Origin of the sequence: Streptomyces sp. NPDC021020, from assembly GCF_044333285.1 — a bacterium.
Classification (GTDB): Bacteria; Actinomycetota; Actinomycetes; order Streptomycetales; family Streptomycetaceae; genus Actinacidiphila.
This window is the reverse complement of sequence record NZ_JBIRQQ010000002.1, coordinates 941,159-961,749: the sequence shown is the minus strand read 5'-3', so window position 1 is coordinate 961,749 and position 20,591 is coordinate 941,159. Positions and strand designations below refer to the sequence as shown.

Here is a 20,591-nt window from a genome sequence, read left to right as displayed (position 1 = left end):
CCATCAACTACCTCATCACCTGGCTCGGCTGCGCCAAGCAGCACGGACTGCCCATCAGCTACCTCGGCGGCTGGAACGAACGCGGCCACGACGCCGACTGGTACGTCCACCTACGCACCGCACTCGACAAGGCCGGCTACTCCGACATCCAGCTCGTCGCCGACGACAGCGGCTGGGGCGTGGCCGACGACATGGCCAAGGACAAGGCGTTCGACGACGCCGTGTCGATCATCGGCACCCACTACTCCTGCGAGGGCGGTGACGGCGGCAACGCCCACACCTGCTCCAGCACCAGCGCGGCCCGGGACAGCGGCAAGCCGCTGTGGGACAGCGAGAACGGCTCGCAGGACATGAACACCGGCGCGCCCGCGCTGATCCGGGCCATCACCCGCGGCTACACCGACGCGAAGATGGTCAACTTCTTCAACTGGCCGCTCATCGCCTCCGTCTACCAGAACCTGCCCTACAACACCGTGGGCCTCGCGACCGCGAACTCCCCCTGGTCGGGCAACTACTCGATCGGCGAGAACACCTGGGCCACCGCCCAGGTCACCCAATTCGCCCAGCCCGGCTGGCAGTTCGTCGACTCCGCCTCCGGCTACCTCGGCGGCGCCGAGACCAACGGCAGCTACATCACCCTCAAGTCCCCCAACGGCAAGGACTACTCCACCGTCCTGGAGACCACCACCGCCACCGAGGACCAGACGGTGAACTTCACCGTCAAGGGCGGCCTGTCCACCGGCACCGCCCACGTCTGGGCCACCGACGTCAACAACCCCAACCCCGCGACCGACTTCGTCCACCTCCAGGACATCGCACCCGCGGACGGCAGCTACTCCCTCACGGCGAAGCCGGGCTGGATCTACACCGTCACCACGACCACCGGCCAGGGCAAGGGCACCGCGAAGTCGCCCGCCGCGCACGCGCTGGCCCTCCCGTACTCCGACACCTTCGACCGCGACAAGGCCGGCACCGAGGCACGCTACGTCTCGGACATGCAGGGCTCCTTCGAGGTGCAGAAGTGCGCCGCCGGGCGGCACGGCATGTGCCTGCAGCAGATGGCGGACACCAAGCCGATCGAGTGGCAGGACGACTCCGACGCCTTCACCCTGGTCGGCGACCCGACCTGGACGGACTACTCGTTCGAGTCCGACGTGGAGCTTGCGAAGCCCGGCACGGTCGAGCTGATCGGGCGCGCGGGCACCCAGAACCGGCCGCAGTCGCACCAGCAGGGCTACTACTTCCAGATCAGCGACACCGGCGCGTGGACGCTGTTCCGCAGCGACGCCGACGGCCACCGCACCGTGCTCAGCCGCTCGGCGACGGCCGCGCTCGGCACCGGGAAATGGCACCGGCTGGGGCTGTCCTTCAGCGGCTCGACCATCACCGCCTCCGTCGATGGCAACGATGTCGGCACCGTCCGCGACAGCACCTACGCCGCCGGGCAGGGCGGTCTCGGCCTCACCTCGTACGTCACCGACCAGTTCGACAACCTGTCCTTCCGCAGCACCCGCGCGCAGACTCCCGCGGCCTCGCTGACGGTCACCCCGTCGAGCGCGTCCGTGCAGCGCGGCAAGACCCTGACCGTCACCACCACCGTCTCCGTGCCCAAGCACGGCAAGCCCGCCGAGGGCGTCAACCTCACCCTCGCCGCGCCCGGTTTCAGCTACGACGCGCAGCCGCAGGTCTTCGGCGAGGTCCGGCCGGGCCAGAGCCTCTCGGCGGTCTGGGAGCTGACCGCCCCGACCGACAAGGCGTCCGCAGCCACCCTTTCGGCCACCGCGACCTTCGCGCAGTCGGGCGTCGCCCAGTGGCTGCGCCAGGACACCGGGGTGAGCGTCGTCAACCCGCCGCCGCCCTCCGGGGTGAACGCTGTCAGCGACCTCGACTTCGTCTCCGCCACCAACGGCTGGGGCCCCGTCGAGCGCGACCTGTCCGTGGGCGGCACCAACTCCGGTGACGGCGGCCCGCTGACCATCGCCGGCACCGTCTACCCCAAGGGGCTCGGCACCAACTCGGTCAGCGACGTCTCGATCTACCTCGGCGGCAACTGCACGGCGTTCGAGTCCAGCGTCGGCAACGACGCCGACGCGGGCGGCGGCGGCTCCATGACCTTCAGCGTCCTCGGCGACGGCAAGACGCTGGCGGCCACCAAGACCGTCCGGGGGAACGACCCGGCCCAGAAGATCACGGCCGATCTCACCGGCGTGCAGATGCTCGACCTCGTCGTCGGCGACGCCGGCGACGGCAACGCCTACGACCACGGCGACTGGGCCATGCCCACGCTCACCTGCAACTGACGCGTAATCGACGTTCGATAGGACACTGATGCACTTCAGGCACAGCAGAACCGGAAGAACGAGCAGAACCGGCCCGGCCGGCAAGGCGGTCGCAGGCCTCGCCCTCGCGGCCCTCACCGGCAGCGGGCTGGTGGTGGCGGCCGCGGCGCCGTCGAGCGCCCGGCCGCAGCATTCCGGCACCACCACGATCGCGGGCCCCGCCCACTCCGGCCTGACCGCCCAGGTGACCGTCGACGGCGCGGGCGAGCCCTCCCTCGCCGTCGAGCGGAACGGCCGGCCGGTCCTGCTCCCGGGCCGGCTCGGGATCCGCACCGGAACCGACGACCTGACCACCGGGCTGCGCCTGGTGGACCGGCACGACCGCACCGTCCACGAGTCCTACCGCATGACCGCCGGCAAGCAGGCGGTGCGCTCGGCGACGATGCGCGAGTCGACCCTCACCTTCCGGGGCGCCGGCGGCGCGACGCTGGGCGTCGTGGTCCGGGTCTCGGACGACGGTGTCGCCTACCGCTACCTGGTCGGCGGGAAGGGGCAGGTGACGGTCACCCAGGAGGCCTCGACGTTCCAGCTCCCGGTGGACGCCAAGGCGTGGGTCCAGCCGTACAACCCCAGCTACGAGACCGAGCGCACCCAGACCACCGCGGGCGCCGCCAACGACGCGCAGCCGAAGACCTGCGACGGCGACACCTGCTCCTTCGGCTACCCCACGCTCTTCGAGTCGGGCGGCAGCTATGTGCTGCTCACCGAGGCCGACGTGGACGGCCGGTATTCGGGCAGCCACCTCGACCACCAGGCCGGCAGCGGTGCCTACCGGGTCGCGCTGGCCGACGACCAGCCCGTCACCGCGGCCGGGCCGCTCGCCACGCCGTGGCGCACCGCGATCGTCGGCAACCTGGACACGATCGTCGGCTCCACCCTGGTCGACGACCTCGCGCCGCCGTCGAAGATCACCGACACCTCCTGGATCCGTCCGGGCGTGGACGACTGGTCCTGGCTGAGCGACGGCTCCAGCCCCGCGAACTTCCAGCGGCAGAAGGACTTCGTCGACTACGCCGCCGCGCACGGCCTGGAGTACACCCTCGTGGACGCCGGCTGGCAGGAGAGCTGGGTCCCCGAACTGGTCCGCTACGCGCGGGCCAAGGGCGTGGACGTGCTCCTGTGGTTCGACTGGAACGCGCTGCGCACGCAGGCGCAGCGCGACGCCTGGCTGCCCAAGGTGAAGGCCTGGGGCGTCGCGGGCGTCAAGGTCGACTACATGTACTCCGACGCGCAGTCGACCTTCCAGTGGTACGACGACATCCTGCACGACACCGCCCGGCTGAAGCTCATGATCGACTTCCACGGGGCGACGATCCCGCGCGGCCTGCAGCGCACCTGGCCGCAGGTGATGAGCGTCGAGGCGGTCCGCGGCGAGGAGAACGGGCAGAACACCACGCGCGACATCTTCCTGGCCTTCACCCGCAACGTCGTGGGTTCGATGGACTACACCCCGACCTGGTTCTCCCGTCCCGGCCGCAAGGACACCCTGGCGCGCGAGCTGGCGCTGCCGGTGGTCTTCGAGTCGGGCTGGACGAGCCTGGGCGACAAGCCGGAAGGCTTCGCCGCCCAGCCGGTGGCCGAGAAGTACCTCGAACAGCTGCCCACCGCGTGGGACGAGACCCGGCTGGTCTCCGGCTCGCCCGACGTGCAGGCAGCCGGCGACCGGCAGGTCGTCATCGCCCGGCGCAGCGGCGACCGCTGGTTCGTCGGCGGCATCCTGGCCGGCCAGGCCGACACGATGAAGGCCCCGCTCGGCTTCCTCGGCAAGGGCAGCTGGCTGCTGGAGACGGTCGGCGACAGCGACGGGAAGCTGCAGCGCACCGTGCGGACGGTGACCGCCCGCGACACCCTCACGGTGGACGCCGCCACCGACGGCGGTTTCGCCGCCCTCGCGTGCCCGGCGACCCGGGGCCGTACCGACTGCGAGCAGCCGGTCGTCACCGCCCCGGCCACCACGCTGACCCTCGACCCTTCGGCGGCGACCGCCGAGCCCGGGGGCGGCGTGCGGATCGACGCGGGCTTCACCTCGCCGCAGGCGGGGCTGCACCAGGTGCGGATGACGCTGGACCGCTCCCGGCTCCCCCAGGGCTGGACGGTGTCGGGCCGTGACGTCACGAAGGGCAGCCTGCGTGCGGGCCAGGAGCTCGGCGGCCAGTGGCGGGTGACGGTCGGCAAGGACCAGCCGGGCGGCTCGGTGGACGTCCCCGTGTGGGTCGAGTACGCGAACCCGGCCGGCGGGAAGGCGCCACCGGTGCACGTCGAGCAGATCGTGCACGTCAGCATCCCGCTGCACGGAACGGCGTACGCCAGTGACCAGCCGTTCGTCTCCGCGACCAACGGGTGGGGGCCGGTCGAGCGCGACCAGTCCAACGGCGAGACCGGGTCCGGTGACGGCAAGCCGATCACCATCGGCGGCACCGTCTACGCCAAGGGCCTGGGCGTGAACGCCCCGTCCCAGGTCGCCATCGACATCCAGGGCCGCTGCACGCGTTTCGAGGCGCATGTCGGCGTGGACGACGAGACCGGCGGCAAGGGCAGCGTGACCTTCACCGTCCTCGGTGACGGCAGGCAGCTGGCCACCACCGACGTCCTGCGCGGCGGCCAGGGCGCGGTGGACCTGACCGCCGACACGACGGGGGTCCACACCCTGACCCTCACGGCCGGGGACGGCGGCGACGGCACCTCCTTCGACCACGCGGACTGGGGCACGGCCCAGCTCACCTGCGCCGACTGATCCGCCCACGTCCCGCTGCGGGCCGCCGTCCCGTCACCCCCGAGGTGGCGGGACGGCGGCCCGCGGCGCGTCCGGGAACGCGGCCGTCAGCGGCGGGCGGACCGTGCCTGCGGCGGGGATATCCGCACCCGGCGGGTCTCCGGCACGTTCTCGATGTCGTCGAGCTGCGCGACGACGGTGCGGCGCAGGTCGTCGTAGTCCTCGAACGTGTGGTCCTGGAAGAGGGTGTAGGCCGTCCACATCAGGTTGGCGCACACCCGGGCCGGCACCCGTCCCGTCCGGGCGCCCATCCCGACCAGCGCGACGGACCCGATACTGCCGGGCACCTGCCCGTTCTGCCGGTGGACGGCCTGGAAGGCGGCGGCGCAGGCGAGCGCGACGTTGAGCGTCTCGCTCACGTTCTGCCCGGACTCCTCCATCGTCGGCGCCGAGATCAGGTACTTCGGGCGGACCGCCCCGGACGGCACGCACACCGCGCTGCCCACCGGCAGCCGGCCGCCCGCCTCGTCACGGATCGCGCGCTGCACGCGCAGCTGGATGCCCGCTCCCAGGTGGCGCTTGACGACCGCGTCCACCCCGCCGTCCATCCGGCCCCGGGAGTTGGTGGGGCTGACCCACGCGTCCACGTCCTGGTCGAGGATCGAGGCCTTGCGGATCTCGATTCCGGGCGTGTCGGCGAAGGCCGCCCGCCACGACTCCACCACCGTCGCGTTCACGTCGGCCAGCACCACCCGGAGCGGCTGCTGCACCCGGTCCACGCTCATGGGTCCCCCTACGGTCGAGATCTTTCCCCTTGTCGATCACGACGCTACCGCCCCCCACTGACAACACCCCTCCGAGGCGCTGACGGCCCGTCATCCGCGGTCCGCGCTCGTGCGTGTGAGCAGATGTCAGACCCTTCCGGTATGAGTAGAGGTGCCGCAGCCGGCCGTACGAGGGCCGCGCGGGCCGGACACCGTACGGCCGCGGTCGGCCACTTTCGACACACCGGAGATTCCGCCATGAGCGACGCCCCCACCACCTCCGCCGCACCCGGCCCCGACGACCCGCTGGCTCTCGCGGAGCTCTTCGCGGGCGGCGGCGAGCCGTGGCTGCCGCTCCTCAAGCCGGTCATCGAGGCGCAGCCCGGCGCGGCCGATCTCATCGGCCCGCAGCGCCGCCCGGAGGTCGTCCCGGTCCGCGAGCTGACCTTCCAGGCGCTCAAGCCGCACGCGCCGCACAAGTGGAAGGTCGTGGTCTTCGGCCAGAATCCGTACCCGCGGCCGGAGAGCGCGACCGGCATCGCGATGTTCGACAACACCTTCCACAACTGGAAGGACAGCCAGTTCGGACGGGTCGTCAGCATCCGCTGCATCATCAAGGCGGCGGCGATGTGGAAGTACGGGATACCGAAGAAGACCCCGATCGCGGATGTGCGCGCGCTGCTGAAGGAGCGGGAGACCGTCCAGCCGCCCGAGTGGTTCCAGGCGATGCTCACCCAGGGCGTGCTGCTGCTGAACGCGGCGCTGACCGCGCACAGCGACGGCTCCTCGGGGCCCGACCGGCACACCGCCTTCTGGCGGCCGGTCGCCGAGCGGATCGTCGAGGAGATCCTCAAGGCCAAGCAGGACGCCCCGGAGGAGGACCGCGGGGTGGTCTTCGCGTGGTGGGGCGCGCACGCCCGCAGCCTCAAGCAGGTCGTCGTACGGCTGCAGAAGAAATACCCCGGTGTCGAGGTGCGGCACATCGACCACTGCAACCCGGCGGCGCAGGGCGACATCTTCTGCGACGGCGAGCACTTCTCGGTCGTCAACGACGCGCTCGCCTCGCTCGGCGCCGATCCCGTCGACTGGCTGCCCAGCACGGGGTGGAACGCGGCGGCGGCGCAGGCGGGCGGCGCGGACGGCGACGTGGCGAGCCGGATGGGCGCGTTCATCACGTCCACGATGGAGCTGCACCAGCTCTATCTGGAGCGCCTCGCGGGCGTGAAGGACGAGGGCCTCGTCCTCCCCGCCGTCACCGGCGTCCTCGACACGCCGCTCATGGACTTCCGGGACGCGGTCGGCCCGGTCGTCGAGCTGCTGCCCGCGCTGGACGGGCACGTCCGCCGCTCGCACGAGTTCGGCAAGCGCCGGGCGGACGAGCTGTCGGGCGTCCTGTCCCCGGAGGCCATCGCCGCGCTCTACCTCTACACGTGCGAGTCCGCCTTCTACCGGGAGATCAACGCCGTACTTCGCTCGCCCGACCGCACCAGGGTCGTCCCGTACCTGCCCTATCTGCGGCTGCTGTTCGCGGCGGTCTCCGGACTCCCGGCCAGGACCGAACCGCTGTGGCGCGGCGTGCCGCTCGACCTGCGGGCGCAGTATCCGCTCGGCCGGACCGTCACCTGGTGGGGCGTGTCGTCCTGCACGCCGAACATCGGCGTCGCCCGCGCCTTCCTCGGCAGCCGCGGCAAGCGCACCCTCTTCACCGTCGAGCCGCTGCGCGCGACGGGCATCCAGAACTTCTCGGCCTTCACCGGGGAGGAGGAGTTCATCCTGCTTCCGGGCACCCAGCTGAAGGTGACGGGCGTCCGGTCCGAACGCGGCGGCCTGTGCACGGTGACCCTCACCGAACTGGAGGCCCAGCCGCTCGTGTCCTGACCTGGTGCGAATTGTCGCCTACGACCGGTAGTGCCGGACCGGTCGAAGGCAGCATGCCGCTCAGCCCTTGATCAGCCGGTCGTAGGGCTCGTCCTCTGGCGTGGAGATCAGGACGAAGTCCTCGCCCGCCCCGGTCGCGACCTCACGCAGGCGGGCCAGGACATCGGCCTCGGCGGGAAGCTCAAGGCCGAGAGCAGCGGCCGCGCGGTCCCGCCGAAGTGCCAGGTCGGGCATGTCCTCCAGATACTCGGCGGCCAGGTCACCGCTCTCCTCCGCGGTGAACGCTCGGCAGTCGCGCCACCAGGGCGCGACCAGGAGGAGCCGGAGGAGTTCCGGCAGGCCGATTGCACCAGAGCCGCGCCGCCTTCGGAATCCGCGTAGAGAACCGGACGTTCCTCCCCGCCCTCGCCGCAGAAGAAGTACGTGCCCCCGGCTCCATCGCCCGCGAAGCCCTCCAGAGTCGCGCCCGACGCAAGGCGAACGTCCTCGCCGTGGTACCCCCGGTCGAGTGCGAAGTCGCCCGGCCAGGCCAGGAAGCGGGCAGCATCATCGTGCTCGGAGATGGCGGTGATCAGCGATTGCATGCGCCGCACCCTAGCGACCGGGAACGACACTCAGGCGCTTGCCGGCGAGCGGTGGCCGGTTGCCTGGGAGACGCCGGCGACGCCGCAGGCGCCGAGGACCAGGTGCAGCCGCTTGTGCGCGGCGTGTGTCAACGGTGGAACGAGCAACGTCGTGATCCCGGCTTCGACGGCCGCGCCGTCGTGGCCGGAGCGGTCGTCGACCATCAGTGTCTCGTGGGGCTGCACGCCGAGCCGATCCAGGGCGATGCGAAAGATGGCCGGGTCGGGTTTGCACGCACCACGCTCGAAGGACAGGACGAAGTCGTCGACGTGCGTGTCCAGGCCGGCCTTCACGAAGCTCGGGCGGATGTCGACATGGATGTCGCTCACGATCGCCACCTTCACCCCGGCTGCCTTGAGCGCCCCCAGCGTGGGTTCGACGTCGACGGCGAACACGTTGTCGGCGGCGTCGCACAGGGCGTCGTACATCACCTCGGCCAGGACGCAGTCCACACCGGCGGCCGTCACCCAGCGCAGGTAGCTCTCGCGGTGGGCCGCAGCGGACAGATCCGCGCCTGCCCAGCCCTCTGCGACATCGTGGCGCCTGCCTGCTGCGCCCAAGGCCGCGCTGATCCGCGCGACCTCTGCCGAGGAGACGTCCCGCCCCGCCTGTGCCAAGGAGCGCTCAATCCACGAGGCCCCTCTCGGTCGCCCGCACACCGGCATCTTCGTCCGCTGGTCCCGGACGTTCGATCTTCACCGAGAAGACCTCAGTGTCTCACTCCAGCGGATAGCCGATCTCCGTGATGTCTCCTGCCAGGTCGGCCAGTGTGATCTCCGGATTCAACGCGTGGACCACTTCTTCGGTCAGCGGACGCGAGGAAAGGACGTGCCGGACTGCCTCCACGTCGACCGGTATCTCGTAGTAGTCCTCGGCCCATTGCTGAAATGCTTCCGCTGAGCGATCCGCCAGCAGGCCGAACAAGAACGCAGCGCCGTCCGGATCCCCCGTCGCTGCTTCGGGGAAGTCGATCGTTCCGGTCCTCCAGTGGTCGTCCCCCGCCTCTCGCCACATGCAGGCAGTGACGACAGGCGTCCCGTTTTCGTCGGAGAAGGCAGGTTCCTCGACACACGAGCGGAAGACGTCGGGCACGTCGTCGAGCACGCCGGGCCACGGCCCGTCCTCGCCGTAGGGGCTCATGGGTGACTCGTGCGCGAAGCCACGCACATAGGCGCCGGCGGCCGAGAACACGATCGAGTACTCGTCACCCGACCCGTTGCGCATCGAGGCCATGGCCTCCGCCTCGGACCAGTGGGCGTCGAAGGAGCAGTAGCGGTCCTCCCACTCGGGGCTGAGGACCGCCTCCAGCATGGCCATGGCACGGCAGTGATCACGGAGGACGGCTGCCTCAGGCAGACATCGGGCAATGTCATGAACGGTCACGCGCACATCCAAGCGCACGCCTCCGACACCCGGTTCCTGCCCGGCGGTGGTGGCTGTCCCGTGGGACATCGCCCCCGGGGTGTGGGGTGCGCGTGGGTCGCACCCTTGTGAGGGAGGGGGGCGGGGAGGCTCTACGATCAAGCTCGTCCGGCGCGGCCGGGCGGTGGATGTGGGGGCGGTCCGGGAGGGTCGCCGGAGAACGAGGGTGGGGATTGTCCAGGCACCGGTTGTCGAAAAAGGGGCGGTACATCGCGTGGGGGACGGCTGCGGCCGTCGTCGCCGCGGGGGGTGTCGTGATGGCGCAGTCGTCGATGGCGGCGACCACGTGGCCCGCGCAGAAGACCTTCACCGGGCGGGCGTTCGACACCTGCACCGCGCCGTCGCAGGCGGCGATGAAGGCGTGGAAGGCGGACGGCTACTACGGCGGCGCGGCCGTCTACGTGGGCGGGCGCAACCGGGGCTGCGCGCAGCCCAACCTGACCGCCTCCTGGGTGAAGGCAGCCAACGCGGCGGGCTGGAAGCTCGTCCCGATCTACGTCGGCGCGCAGCCGCCGTGCCAGACGGGGACGAAGTCGGAGAAGCTCACCGCGGCCACGGCCACGTCGCTCGGGGCGAGTGACGGCAAGGACGCGGTCGCCAAGGCGGCGGCGCTGGGGATGAAGGCCGGTTCGGCGATCTACCTGGACATGGAGTCGTACGACGTCACCAACACGTCGTGCAACAACGCCGTGCTGGCGTACGTGCGTGCGTTCAGCAAGACGCTGCGCGACAAGGTCTACCGCGCTGGTTACTACGGGTTCTCGACGTCCAGCGCCAAGGCCGTGGCCACGGCGGCGAACCGGACGGACCTGCCCGGCAACCTCTGGTACGCGCTGTGGGACGGCAAGGCCACCACCACGACGGACTGGCCCTGGAGCACGAAGCTCTACACCAGCCACAGCCGGGGGCACCAGTACCAGGTCAACAGCAAGGAGACCCGCAAGGGTTACACGCTCACCGTGGACCGCGACTACTGGGACGGCCCGGTGGCCATCGTCTGAGAACGGACGGGTGCGGCGGGCCGCCGGCGGGGATCCCCGCCGGCGGCCCGCGCGCGTTGGGCGTAGCGGCCGGGGGCGGTGCCCAGCACGCGCTTGAAGTGGCGGCTGAAGTGGGACTGGTCGTAGAAGCCGACGGCGGTCGCCACCTCGGCGGCCGGCAGGCCGTCCAGCAGCATCCGGCGGGACAGGTCGACACGGCGGGACATCACGTACTGGTGCGGGGCGATGCCGAAGGCGGCGCTGAACGCGCGCACCAGGTGCGTGGGGTGGGCGTGCAGCCGGCGGGCGGCCTCGTCCAGGGTGACGCCTTCGCGCAGGTGCGCGTCGAGGAGGTCCCGCAGCCGGCGCGCGACGCCGGTGTCCCGCCCGGGAAGGGCGGGGACGAGCCGGGGGCGCAGGTGTGTGCGCAGCCGCTCGCCGACGAGGGCGAGGCGGCTCTCGGCCTCCAGTTCGTCGCCGGGGCGGGCGAGGGCCTGGTGCAGTTGCCCGATGCGGGTGCGCAGCAGCGGGTCGGCGAGATCCGGGGTGTCGACGGCCGGGCCGATGAAGCGCTCGTCGAGCTGCGTCATGTCGAGGTAGAGGACGCGCTTGCGGAATCCGTGCGGCGTGGCGGGCGAGCCGTTGTGCGGGACCTGCGGGGGCAGCAGGCTCACCGTGCCGACGGGGGTGCCGTGCTCGCTGCGGTCCAGGTCGTAGCGGACGGCGCCGTCGTCGACGATCAGCAGCGTCCAGGCGTCGTGCACGTGCATCGGGTAGGTGTGCGCGGTGAAGCGGGCGTGGAGGACCTCCACGACTCCCGCCACCGGCGGGCGCCACGCGGAGGTCTCGTGCGCCGGTGCCATGCAAAGAACGTACAAGACCGGCGCCGCCCGCGGCCGCGAGGCTGGGGGCATGGACATCCTGAACGAAACCGTGGACAGGACCGGGGCCGACTTCGCGCCCGTACGCTTCGACACCAAGATCGCCGTCCTGCTGCGCGACGACCTGCGGACCTGGCAGCGGCTGAACGTGACGGCCTTCCTGGTGAGCGGCCTCGGCAGCGTCCTTCCGGAGCTGGTCGGGGAGCGGTACGAGGACGCCGACGGCACCGCCTACCTGCCGATGTTCCGCCAGCCGGTGCTGGTCCTCGAAGGCGGCAAGGAGACGCTGACCGCCGCGCACGGCCGGGCGCTGTCCCGCGCGCTGCCGGTGTCCGTCTTCACCTCGGAGCTGTTCGCGACGGGCAACGACCGCGACAACCGGGCGGCGGTGCGGGCCGTGCACCGCGAGCAGCTCGACCTGGTCGGGCTGGCGGTGCACGGCCCGCGCAACGCGGTGGACAAGATCCTCAAGGGCGCCCGTATGCACCCCTGACGGCCGGGGCGGTCAGAGCTTCAGCCCGTTGCGGGTGATGTACCAGTTGTGGAAGCCGATCAGCGCGCCGAGCAGCGCGAGCCACAGCACGGTGCTGACCAGCGGGAAGGCGTCCACCGGGATCGTGTACGCCAGGACGACACGCAGGGCCGAGTCGAGCAGGAAGCCGCCGCCCCACACCGCGGTGAGCAGCCGCAGTTGGTGGCGGAAGAGCGGCTCGGCGTCCCACCGCTCCTCCCAGGCGGCGAGGCCGGACTCGCCGACCTTGGCGATGACGATGCCGCGGGAGGCCGTCATCATGAACGGCCGCCGGAAGAGGAGCGTGGCGAGCACCCAGAGGCCGAGGGTGGCGGTGACCCAGCTGTCCCGGACCATCAGCACCCGCGGGCTGCCGGTCACCAGGGTCAGCAGCGTGCCGGCCACGACCAGGGTGAGGGTGAACACCGCCACGACCTCGACGCGCCGCTGCCGTACGACGCCGTAGCCGATCCACGGCAGCACCAGCAGGCCGCCGACAACCATTGCGAGGTACTGCCCGGCGCCCGCGCCGCGCAGCCCGTAGTACGCGCCGAGCGGCAGGACGAGTTCGAAGAGGAGCTGCGCGGCGAGCCGGCGGCGCAGGGCCGCGGTCCTGTTCGCTGCGGACGGTGCGGGCGGTGCGGGCTCTGCGGCGGCGCCTTCCGGGCCGCGCGGCGGTGTGCGGTGTGCGATGCCCATCTGAGCCCCCGTGTCTGCTGCTGTCATGACGTCCTCCTGGTGGCGCGGTCGAAGAGGTCGGCGAGTTTGCGGCCCGCGGCGCGCGCGTCGAGGTCGCGGTCGTGGGCGGCGCGCCGCACGACGTCGTCGATGGCGGCGCGGATCGCCCGCACCATCACCCATGGGTCGAAGTCGCAGAACTCCCCGGCCTGCTGGCCGCGGCGGAGCTGCTCCACCTGGGCCGCGAGACCGGCCTCGGCGGCGCCGAGGAAGGCGGCCGCGCCGGGCTCGTCGCCACGCAGGTTGGTGAGGACGCCGGTGATCGCGGCCATGTGGCGGGGGTGGTCGGCGACGAGGTCGAGGTTGCTCTCGACGTAGGCGCGCAGCCGGGCCGCGTAGCCCCCGTGGGCGATGACGCGGGGGCGGACGTAGCTGTCGGCCAGGCGCATGACCTCGGCGACGACCTCGCGCATCAGGTCGTCGCGCCCGTCGAAGTGGTAGCTGATCATCCCCGTGCTGCTCAGCCCGGCGCGCTCGGCGATCTTCGCGAACGAGGCCCGGTGGTAGCCCGATTCGGCGATGACGTCGATGGCGGCGGCGACGATCTGGGCGCGGCGGCCGGTCTCGGTGAAGGACGGCCTGCCCTTCCGCCCCGCCCCCTGACCAACTCCTTGCTTGCCCGAGCTGTCTTTTGCTTGCATGAGCAAGACGGTACGCGCGTTTGCTCGCCCGAGCAAGAAGCCGGGCAAAAGCCCGGCAGGAAGCCGGCGCGGCACGGGGCGGACGGGCCCGCGCGGGGCGTTGTCAGACCCCCTTGGTAGAACGTGATCACACATCGGCTCCGGCCGGCCGGGGGAACGCGCCCGCCGTCCGGGGACACCTCGACACGGCGTGAACGGGACAGGGACATGAGCGGGTTGGTGCACGACCACCTGAAGGAGTACGCCGGGCTGCCGGTCGTCGACTGGCCGTCACCGGCGGAGAAGCGCCGCCCGGCCGCCGCCGCGGGCGAGGCCGCGTGGCGGATCGCCGCGGACACCTACGACAGCGAGGAGACCTGGCCCGAGGCCTTCGCACGCTTCACCGCGGCTGTCGACCTCACGCAGGTCAGGGCCCTGGTCGTGGGGGCGTGGCCGGAGGCGTACGAGGAGGGGCCGGGTCCCGTCGTCGGGGCGCTGCTCGCCGCGCGCGAGCAACTGCCCGCGCTGCGCGCCCTCTTCATCGGGGACATGACCTTCGAGGAGTGCGAGATCTCCTGGATCGTCCAGGGCGACCTCACCCCGCTGCTCACCGGCTTCCCCGAGCTGGAGCAGTTCGGCGTCCGGGGCGGCAACAGCCTGGAATTCCCCGCCGTACGCCACGAGAAGCTGCGCGAACTCGTCGTGCAGAGCGGCGGCCTGGGTGCGGACGTGGTGCGCGGGATCGCCGCGAGCGACTTCCCGGCGCTCACCGACCTCGACCTGTGGCTCGGCACCTCGGAGTACGGCGGCGACGCCACGGTGGCCGACCTCGACCCCTTCCTGACCGGCACCCGGCTGCCCGCGCTGCGGCGGCTGGCGCTGCGCAACAGCGACATGCAGGACGCGGTGGCCGCCGCCTTCGCCACCGCCCCGGTCGTGGCGCGCCTCGACGAGGTCGACCTGTCCATGGGCGTGCTGACGGACAAGGGCGCGGCAGCGCTGCTCGCCGGGCAGCCGCTGACCCACCTGAAGTCGCTCGACCTGCACCACAACTACATCGGCGAGGACCTCGCCCGGCAGCTGCGGGAGGCGCTGGAGCCCGCGGGCGTCCGAATCGACCTCGGCAGCGCGAACGCGGAGTCGTACACCGAGGGCGACACGGGCACCGTCTGGCGCTACGTCGCCGTCGGCGAGTAGCGGCGCGCGGGCCGGCGGAAGGGACAGGGGGCAGGAGGTGACCGGGAAGGACGCGGTGCCGGGCGGCGGGCGGGGCCTGCGGCTGGCGGTGGTCGGCAATCCGGGGAACCGCCGGGTGCGGCTGTTCACCGAGGCCGCGGCGGCCGCCGGGTTCGCCGCGCCCCGGGTCGTGGCGTGGCTCGACGTGCTGCGCGACGGCGGGGCCGGCTTCGCACCGGAGGAGGTCGTACGGCTGGACTCGCCGGGCGAGCACCCCGAGGTCGACCGGCTGCTGCGCGGCGTGGACGACCCGACCCGGGTGGAGGGCGGCGCGCGCTGGTACGCCGCCTTCACCGCGGCCGTACGGTCGCTGCGCGGCGGGGTGCGGCTCGACGACCCGGACGAACTGGCCGTCCTCTTCGACAAGCGGGCCTGCCACCGCCTTCTGGCGCGGGCCGGGGTGCCCGTGCCGGAATCCCCCACCAGCGGCGGCGCCGCGCCCGTACGCGGCTGGGACGACCTGCGGGCGCTCATGCGCGCGCACCGCATGCCGCGGGTCTTCGTCAAACCGGCGCACGGCTCCTCGGCCTCGGGCGTGGTCGCGCTGGAGACCGCGTCCGGCGGCCGGGTGCGGGCGACGACCTCCGTGGAATCGGTCGACGGACGGCTGTTCAACTCGCTGCGGGTGCGCCGCGTCACCGCCGAACGCGAGGCCGCCGCGCTGGTCGACGCCCTGGCACCGGACGGGCTGCACGTCGAACGCTGGCTGCCCAAGGCGACCGTGGACGGCCGCGCGGCCGACGTGCGGGTGCTGGTCGTGGCGGGCAGGGCCACCCATGCCGTGCTGCGCACCAGCCGCTGGCCGATGACCAACCTGCACCTCGGCGGCGCCCGCGGCGACCTCGCGGCGGCCGTGGCCGCGGCCGGTCCGGCCTGGGAGGAGGGCCTGCGCGTCTGCGAGCGGGCGGCGGCCTGCTTCCCGGGCACGCTCGCCGTCGGTGTCGACCTGCTGCCCACCGCCGGCTGGCGGCACTTCGCCGTCGCCGAGGTGAACGCCTTCGGCGACCTGCTGCCGCGGCTGACGGGCCTGCCGGGCACGGCCGCCGAGGGCCTGGACACGTACGGGGCCCAACTCGCCGCGCTGCCCGCCCACGTGGCGGCCCGGACGGGCGGCCCCGCGGGTCCGGCGGCGGCGGGGGGACCGGCCGCTGGCGCCGGACCCGCGACACCCGTGCCGTACCCGGGCCCGGCGACACCGGCAGGACGCGCAGCGCCCGCGGCGACCGCCGGACCCGCAGCCTCCGCCCGACCCGCAACACCCGCAACACCCGCGAGGGAGCAGCACAGTGCATCGACCTGACCCGGACGCCGTGAGCGGGCCGCCGCACGCCCCGGCGCCCGGCCCGGGTGCGGCCCCGTACGCGAACCCCGACATGAACGAGGTCGTCGGCCGGGACGACCTGCTGCTGGTCACCCTCGACACGCTGCGCCACGACGTCGCCGCCGAACTCGCCGCGGAGGGGCGGCTGCCGAACCTCGCGCCGCACCTGCCCGGCGGCTCCTGGGAGCGGCGGCACGCGCCCGGGAGCTTCACCTACGCCTCCCACCAGGCGATGTTCGCCGGCTTCCTGCCCACCCCCGCGGCGCCCGGGCCGCACCCGCGGCTGTTCGCCGCCCGCTTCGAGGGCAGCGAGTCCACCGCGGAGGGCACCTGGGTCTTCGACACCCCCGACCTGGTCGGCGGGCTCGCCGCGGCCGGCTACCACACGGTGTGCATCGGCGGTGTCGGCTTCTTCAACGGGCGCGGCGCGCTCGGCGGCGTCCTGCCGGGGCTCTTCGCGGAGAGCCACTGGGAGCCGGAGTTCGGCGTCGCCTCCCCCACCTCGTTCGAGGCGCAGGTGCGGCGGGCCGAGGAGGTGGTGGCCGCGCTGCCCGCCGGGCGCCGGCTCTTCCTCTTCGTCAACGTCTCGGCTCTGCACCAGCCCAACTGGTTCCACCTGCCCGGCGCGACGAAGGACGCCGGCGACACGCGCGCGACGCACCGGGCCGCGCTCGAATACGTCGACCGGCACATCGGACGGCTCTTCGCCGCCGCCCGCTCCCGCCGCCGCTGCTTCGCCGTCGTCTGCTCCGACCACGGCACCGCCTACGGCGACGACGGCTGGACCGGCCACCGCATCGGCCACGAGTCGGTGTGGACCGTCCCCTACGCCCATTTCTTCCTGGAGCACCGGGAGCCCGCAGCATGACCACCGCCCCGCCCCGTACTCCGGCCCCCGTGGCGCCCGCCGCGGTACGCCCGTACCAGGACTACGTCTACGCCTACCCGCACAAGACCGCGTACGGCCCGCTGGACGAACCCCCCGCGCTGCGCGACCTGTGGCGGAACGAGCCCAAGGACGCCCTCGCGCTCTACCTGCACATCCCCTTCTGCGAGGTGCGGTGCGGATTCTGCAACCTCTTCACCCGGGTGGGCGCCCCCGGCGACCTCACCACTCGCTATCTCGACGCCCTGGAGCGGCAGGCGGTCGCGGTCCGCGCCGCGCTCGACGACGGGGGCGCCGCCGGTGCGGTGCGCTTCGCCGCGGCGGCCTTCGGCGGCGGCACCCCGACCTTCCTGGAGGCCGCCGAACTGGAGCGACTGTGCGACATCGCCGAGCACCGCATGGGCGCCCCGCTCGGCGGGGTGCCGCTCTCCGTGGAGGCGTCGCCCGCCACCGCGACCGCCGACCGGCTCGCCGTGCTGGCCGCCCGCGGCGCGACCCGGATCAGCCTCGGCGTGCAGAGCTTCGCCGACGACGAGGCCCGCGCCGCCGTCCGCCCGCAGCGCCGGGCCGACGTCGAGGCGGCGCTCGGCCGGATACGCGACAGCGGGGTGCCGGTGCTCAACATCGACCTCATCTACGGCATCGACGGCCAGACCCCGTCGAGCTGGCGCTCCTCCCTGGACGCCGCGCTCGCCTGGCGCCCGGAGGAGCTGTATCTCTACCCGCTGTACGTACGGCCCCGCACCGGCCTGGACGGGCGTACGGACGTGGCCGATCCGGCATGGGACGCCCAGCGCCTGGATCTCTACCGGCGCGGCCGCGACCACCTGCTGGAGCACGGCTACCGGCAGGAGTCGATGCGGATGTTCCGGCGCGCCGACGCGCCCGTGCCGCAGGGGCCCGTCGACCACGCGTGCCAGACCGACGGCATGGTGGGCCTCGGCTGCGGCGCCCGCTCCTACACCGCGGGCCTGCACTACGCGTTCGACTACGCGGTGGGCATGCCGCGGATCCGCACCATCATCGACGAATACACCGCGACCACGGATTTCGGCCACGCCGTGCACGGCCGCGCGGTCGACGCGGACGAGGCGCGCCGCCGCCATCTGCTCCAGTCCCTGCTCCAGGCCGGGGGCCTGGAGGTGGCCGGCTACCGCGCCCGCTTCGGCAGCACCCCGCAGCAGGACTTCCCCGCCGAGGTCGCCGCCTTCGCCGCCCGCGGCTGGCTCGACGAGGGCGCCGCGCCCGCCCTGCTGCGGCTGAGCCCCGAGGGTCTCGCGCACTCCGACGCGGTCGGCCCCGCCCTCTTCTCGCCCGCCGTGCGCGCCGCCATGGCCGCCTACCAGGTCAGGTGAGGGCCGGTGGACCTCACGCTGCTCTACCGCGGCCCGCTCGCCTCCTGCGACTACGACTGCCCCTACTGCCCGTTCGCCAAGCGCCACGACCCGCCCGACCGGCTGCGGGCCGACCGGGCGGCGCTGGAGCGCTTCACGGACTGGGCGGCCGCGCAGGACGACACCCTCGCGGTGCTCTTCACCCCGTGGGGCGAGGGGCTGACCCGGTCCTGGTACCGGGAGGCGATCGTGCGGCTGTCGCACCTGCCGCACGTGCGCCGGGTGGCGATCCAGACCAACCTGAGCGGCCGCACCGCGTGGCTCGCCGCCGCCGACCGCGCCAAGGCGGCGCTGTGGTGCACGTACCACCCGGACCAGACGCCGTACGACCGCTTCCTGGCCCGCACCCGCGAACTGGCCGAACTGGGCGTGCGCTTCAGCGTCGGCGTCGTCGGGCTGCCCGAGCACCTGGAGGCGGCCCGGCGGCTGCGGGCCGACCTGCCGGAGCGGCACTACCTGTGGGTCAACGCGGCCGAGGGGCACACGTACACCGACGCCGAGGCCGACCGGTGGACGGCCCTCGACCCGCTCTTCCCCTTCAGCCGGCACCCGCACCGCTCGGCGGGACTGCCCTGCCGCACGGGCGAGTCGGTGGTCTCGGTCGACGGCGACGGGACGGTGCGCCGCTGCCACTTCGTCCGCGACACCCTCGGCAACCTCTACGACGGCTCCTTCCGCGCCGCCCTCGCCCCGCGCCCCTGCCCGCTCGCGGTGTGCGACTGCCACATCGGCTACGTCCACCTGGAGTCGCTGCCGCTCTACGACGTCTTCGCGGGCGGCGTCCTGGAGCGCGTCCCCGCCGGGCGCTGACACGCGGGCGGGCCGCCACGCCGGAAAAGCCTTTGCGTCCGATCCCCGTGACCAGGGACGATGCACGGCTGTGGAAAAAGACGACACCCCTCCCCGCCCCGGCCGCCTGCGCGCGCTGCTGCCGGACACGACGCCCTGGCGCACCTCGCGCGACTTCCGGCTGATGTGGCTCGCGGGAGTGATCACCACCTTCGGCAGCTTCCTGACCCTGGTCGCGCTGCCGGTCCAGGTCAAGGATCTGACGGGGTCGGCGGCCGCGGTCGGCGCGATCGGCGCGGTGGAGCTGGTGCCGCTGATCGTCTTCGGGCTGTACGGCGGGGCGCTCGCCGACGCGATGGACCGCAAGCTGCTCATCAACGCCAGCGAGGCGGCGCAGGGCCTGCTGTCGGCGGCGCTGCTGGTCAACACGCTGCTGCCGCACCCGGGGGTGTGGCCGCTGTACGTGGTCGCGGCGCTGTCCAGCGCGCTGACGGGGTTGCAGCGCCCGGCGCTGGACGCGATCGTGCAGCGGATCGTGCCGCGCGACCAGCTCGCGGCGGCGGCCTCGCTCAACGCCCTGCGCTACCAGGTCGGCGCGATCGCCGGGCCGTCGCTGGCCGGTCTGGTGATCGCCTGGGCCGGTCTGGGGTGGGCCTACGCCGCCGACACGGTGACCTTCGCGGTCTCGGTGTGCCTCGGGCTGGGCCTGCGCCGCTCCCCCGCCGCGCACGACGCCGCCCGGCCGTCGCTGCGCGGGATCGCGGAGGGCGCGCGCTACGCGTGGGGCCGCAAGGAGCTGCTGGGCACGTACGCGATCGATCTGGCCGCGATGTTCTTCGCCTACCCGGCGGCGATCTACCCCTTCCTCGCCGACGACCTGCACGCCCGCTGGTCGCTGGGCCTGATGTACGCGGCCGGTTCGGTGGGCTCGCTGCTGGTGAGCCTGACGAGCGGCTGGGCGACCCGGGTGCACCGGCACGGCCGGATGGTGGTCCTCGCGGCGGCGGGGTGGGGCGCGGCGATGGCGGGGGCGGGCTGGGTGCGGGAGATCTGGCTCGTGCTGCTCTTCCTGGCGCTCGCCGGGGGGATGGACATGATCAGCGGGATCGGCCGCAGCACGATGTGGAACCAGACGATCCCGGACGCGCTGCGCGGCCGCCTCGCCGGGATCGAGCTGCTGTCGTACTCGGTCGGCCCGCAGCTCGGCCAGGTCCGCTCGGGCACGGTCGCCGCGATGACCTCGGCCCGTACGTCCGTGTGGTCCGGCGGCCTCGCCGGGGTCGCCGCGGTCGGCCTGCTGGCGGCGTCGCTGCCCGCGCTCATGGCGTACGACGCGCGGGCCGGGGCGGCGCCGCAGCAGGTGCCGCGCGCGCCGGAGGGCGCGGAGGCGGCCTGATCCGCCGGAGGCCGATGAGTTTCCGGGCCCGCGCCGGTCCGAGGGGTGTGCGGGTGTCAGGACCGCGCGGCCGTGGGAGGCGGTCTCCCCGGGCAGGCA

At 73.0% G+C, this 20,591-nt stretch carries 18 protein-coding genes; 11 read left to right on the top strand and 7 right to left on the bottom strand.

From position 1 onward, the window contains the following. On the top strand, positions 1-2,300 hold a 2,300-nt coding region (locus ACH4SL_RS08505), incomplete at its 5' end, for an NPCBM/NEW2 domain-containing protein (RefSeq protein ID WP_398442666.1). Positions 2,301-2,328: 28 nt separating this feature from the next. Continuing rightward, positions 2,329-5,073, top strand: a complete 2,745-nt coding sequence (locus ACH4SL_RS08500) for a glycoside hydrolase family 97 catalytic domain-containing protein (protein WP_398442665.1) — start codon at positions 2,329-2,331, stop codon at positions 5,071-5,073. An 86-nt stretch (positions 5,074-5,159) separates the two neighbouring features. Here ACH4SL_RS08500 and ACH4SL_RS08495 read toward each other — a convergent pair whose 3' ends face one another. Further along, the gene (locus tag ACH4SL_RS08495) at positions 5,160-5,837 is read right to left on the bottom strand and encodes a macro domain-containing protein (RefSeq protein WP_398442664.1); all 678 of its coding nucleotides are present in this window, start codon (positions 5,835-5,837) and stop codon (positions 5,160-5,162) included. Between the two features lie 237 nt (positions 5,838-6,074). Here ACH4SL_RS08495 and ACH4SL_RS08490 point away from each other — a divergent pair, with 237 nt between their 5' ends. Next, a complete protein-coding gene (locus tag ACH4SL_RS08490) occupies positions 6,075-7,694 on the top strand; it encodes an ADP-ribosyltransferase domain-containing protein (RefSeq protein ID WP_398442663.1) in 1,620 nt (539 codons plus the stop codon). A gap of 60 nt (positions 7,695-7,754) precedes the next feature. Here ACH4SL_RS08490 and ACH4SL_RS08485 read toward each other — a convergent pair whose 3' ends face one another. The 3 genes from ACH4SL_RS08485 to ACH4SL_RS08475 all read right to left on the bottom strand — a co-directional run bounded on the left by ACH4SL_RS08485 (position 7,755) and on the right by ACH4SL_RS08475 (position 9,701). Then, entirely contained in the window at positions 7,755-7,928 is a 174-nt protein-coding gene (locus ACH4SL_RS08485) for a hypothetical protein (RefSeq protein WP_398442662.1), read from the bottom strand. Between the two features lie 380 nt (positions 7,929-8,308). Next, positions 8,309-8,935 carry an HAD family hydrolase gene (locus ACH4SL_RS08480; RefSeq protein WP_398442661.1) on the bottom strand — a complete coding sequence of 209 codons (627 nt, stop codon included), beginning with the start codon at positions 8,933-8,935 and terminating at the stop codon, positions 8,309-8,311. Positions 8,936-9,035: 100 nt separating this feature from the next. Continuing rightward, complete coding sequence (locus ACH4SL_RS08475) at positions 9,036-9,701, bottom strand: hypothetical protein (RefSeq protein WP_398442660.1); 666 nt, start codon at positions 9,699-9,701, stop codon at positions 9,036-9,038. A 167-nt stretch (positions 9,702-9,868) separates the two neighbouring features. On the opposite strand from ACH4SL_RS08475, the gene ACH4SL_RS08470 reads away from it, so the two are divergent. Further along, entirely contained in the window at positions 9,869-10,741 is an 873-nt protein-coding gene (locus tag ACH4SL_RS08470; protein ID WP_398442659.1) for a glycoside hydrolase domain-containing protein, read from the top strand. Here ACH4SL_RS08470 and ACH4SL_RS08465 read toward each other — a convergent pair. Beyond that, positions 10,711-11,583, bottom strand: a complete 873-nt coding sequence (locus tag ACH4SL_RS08465) for a helix-turn-helix domain-containing protein (protein WP_398442658.1) — start codon at positions 11,581-11,583, stop codon at positions 10,711-10,713. The genes ACH4SL_RS08470 and ACH4SL_RS08465 overlap by 31 nt on opposite strands. 49 nt (positions 11,584-11,632) lie before the next feature. On the opposite strand from ACH4SL_RS08465, the gene ACH4SL_RS08460 reads away from it, so the two are divergent. Then, on the top strand, positions 11,633-12,094 hold the full coding sequence (locus tag ACH4SL_RS08460) for a DUF2000 family protein (protein ID WP_398442657.1): 462 nt from the start codon (positions 11,633-11,635) through the stop codon (positions 12,092-12,094). Between the two features lie 12 nt (positions 12,095-12,106). Here ACH4SL_RS08460 and ACH4SL_RS08455 read toward each other — a convergent pair whose 3' ends face one another. Together ACH4SL_RS08455 and ACH4SL_RS08450 are read right to left on the bottom strand one after the other, a co-directional pair. Next, positions 12,107-12,838, bottom strand: a complete 732-nt coding sequence (locus tag ACH4SL_RS08455) for a VC0807 family protein (RefSeq protein WP_398442656.1) — start codon at positions 12,836-12,838, stop codon at positions 12,107-12,109. Then, complete coding sequence (locus tag ACH4SL_RS08450; protein WP_398442655.1) at positions 12,835-13,491, bottom strand: TetR/AcrR family transcriptional regulator; 657 nt, start codon at positions 13,489-13,491, stop codon at positions 12,835-12,837. The genes ACH4SL_RS08455 and ACH4SL_RS08450 overlap by 4 nt, the downstream gene beginning before the upstream one ends. Positions 13,492-13,698: 207 nt before the next feature. Between ACH4SL_RS08450 and ACH4SL_RS08445 the strand changes: the two genes are divergently transcribed. From ACH4SL_RS08445 to ACH4SL_RS08420, 6 genes are all read left to right on the top strand, one after another. Next, positions 13,699-14,667 (top strand): STM4015 family protein, encoded by a 969-nt coding sequence (locus ACH4SL_RS08445; RefSeq protein ID WP_398442654.1) that lies wholly within the window; start codon positions 13,699-13,701, stop codon positions 14,665-14,667. A 37-nt stretch (positions 14,668-14,704) separates the two neighbouring features. Then, the gene (locus tag ACH4SL_RS08440) at positions 14,705-16,006 is read left to right on the top strand and encodes an STM4014 family protein (RefSeq protein ID WP_398442653.1); all 1,302 of its coding nucleotides are present in this window, start codon (positions 14,705-14,707) and stop codon (positions 16,004-16,006) included. A 73-nt stretch (positions 16,007-16,079) separates the two neighbouring features. Further along, the gene (locus ACH4SL_RS08435) at positions 16,080-16,895 is read left to right on the top strand and encodes an STM4013/SEN3800 family hydrolase (RefSeq protein ID WP_398442706.1); all 816 of its coding nucleotides are present in this window, start codon (positions 16,080-16,082) and stop codon (positions 16,893-16,895) included. Beyond that, positions 16,892-18,268 carry an STM4012 family radical SAM protein gene (locus ACH4SL_RS08430; RefSeq protein WP_398442652.1) on the top strand — a complete coding sequence of 459 codons (1,377 nt, stop codon included), beginning with the start codon at positions 16,892-16,894 and terminating at the stop codon, positions 18,266-18,268. The genes ACH4SL_RS08435 and ACH4SL_RS08430 overlap by 4 nt, the downstream gene beginning before the upstream one ends. Positions 18,269-18,274: 6 nt before the next feature. After that, positions 18,275-19,117, top strand: coding sequence for an STM4011 family radical SAM protein (locus ACH4SL_RS08425; protein WP_398442651.1), 843 nt, complete (start codon positions 18,275-18,277; stop codon positions 19,115-19,117). Between the two features lie 70 nt (positions 19,118-19,187). Further along, positions 19,188-20,492, top strand: coding sequence for an MFS transporter (locus ACH4SL_RS08420; RefSeq protein ID WP_398442650.1), 1,305 nt, complete (start codon positions 19,188-19,190; stop codon positions 20,490-20,492). Positions 20,493-20,591: the final 99 nt, after the last annotated feature.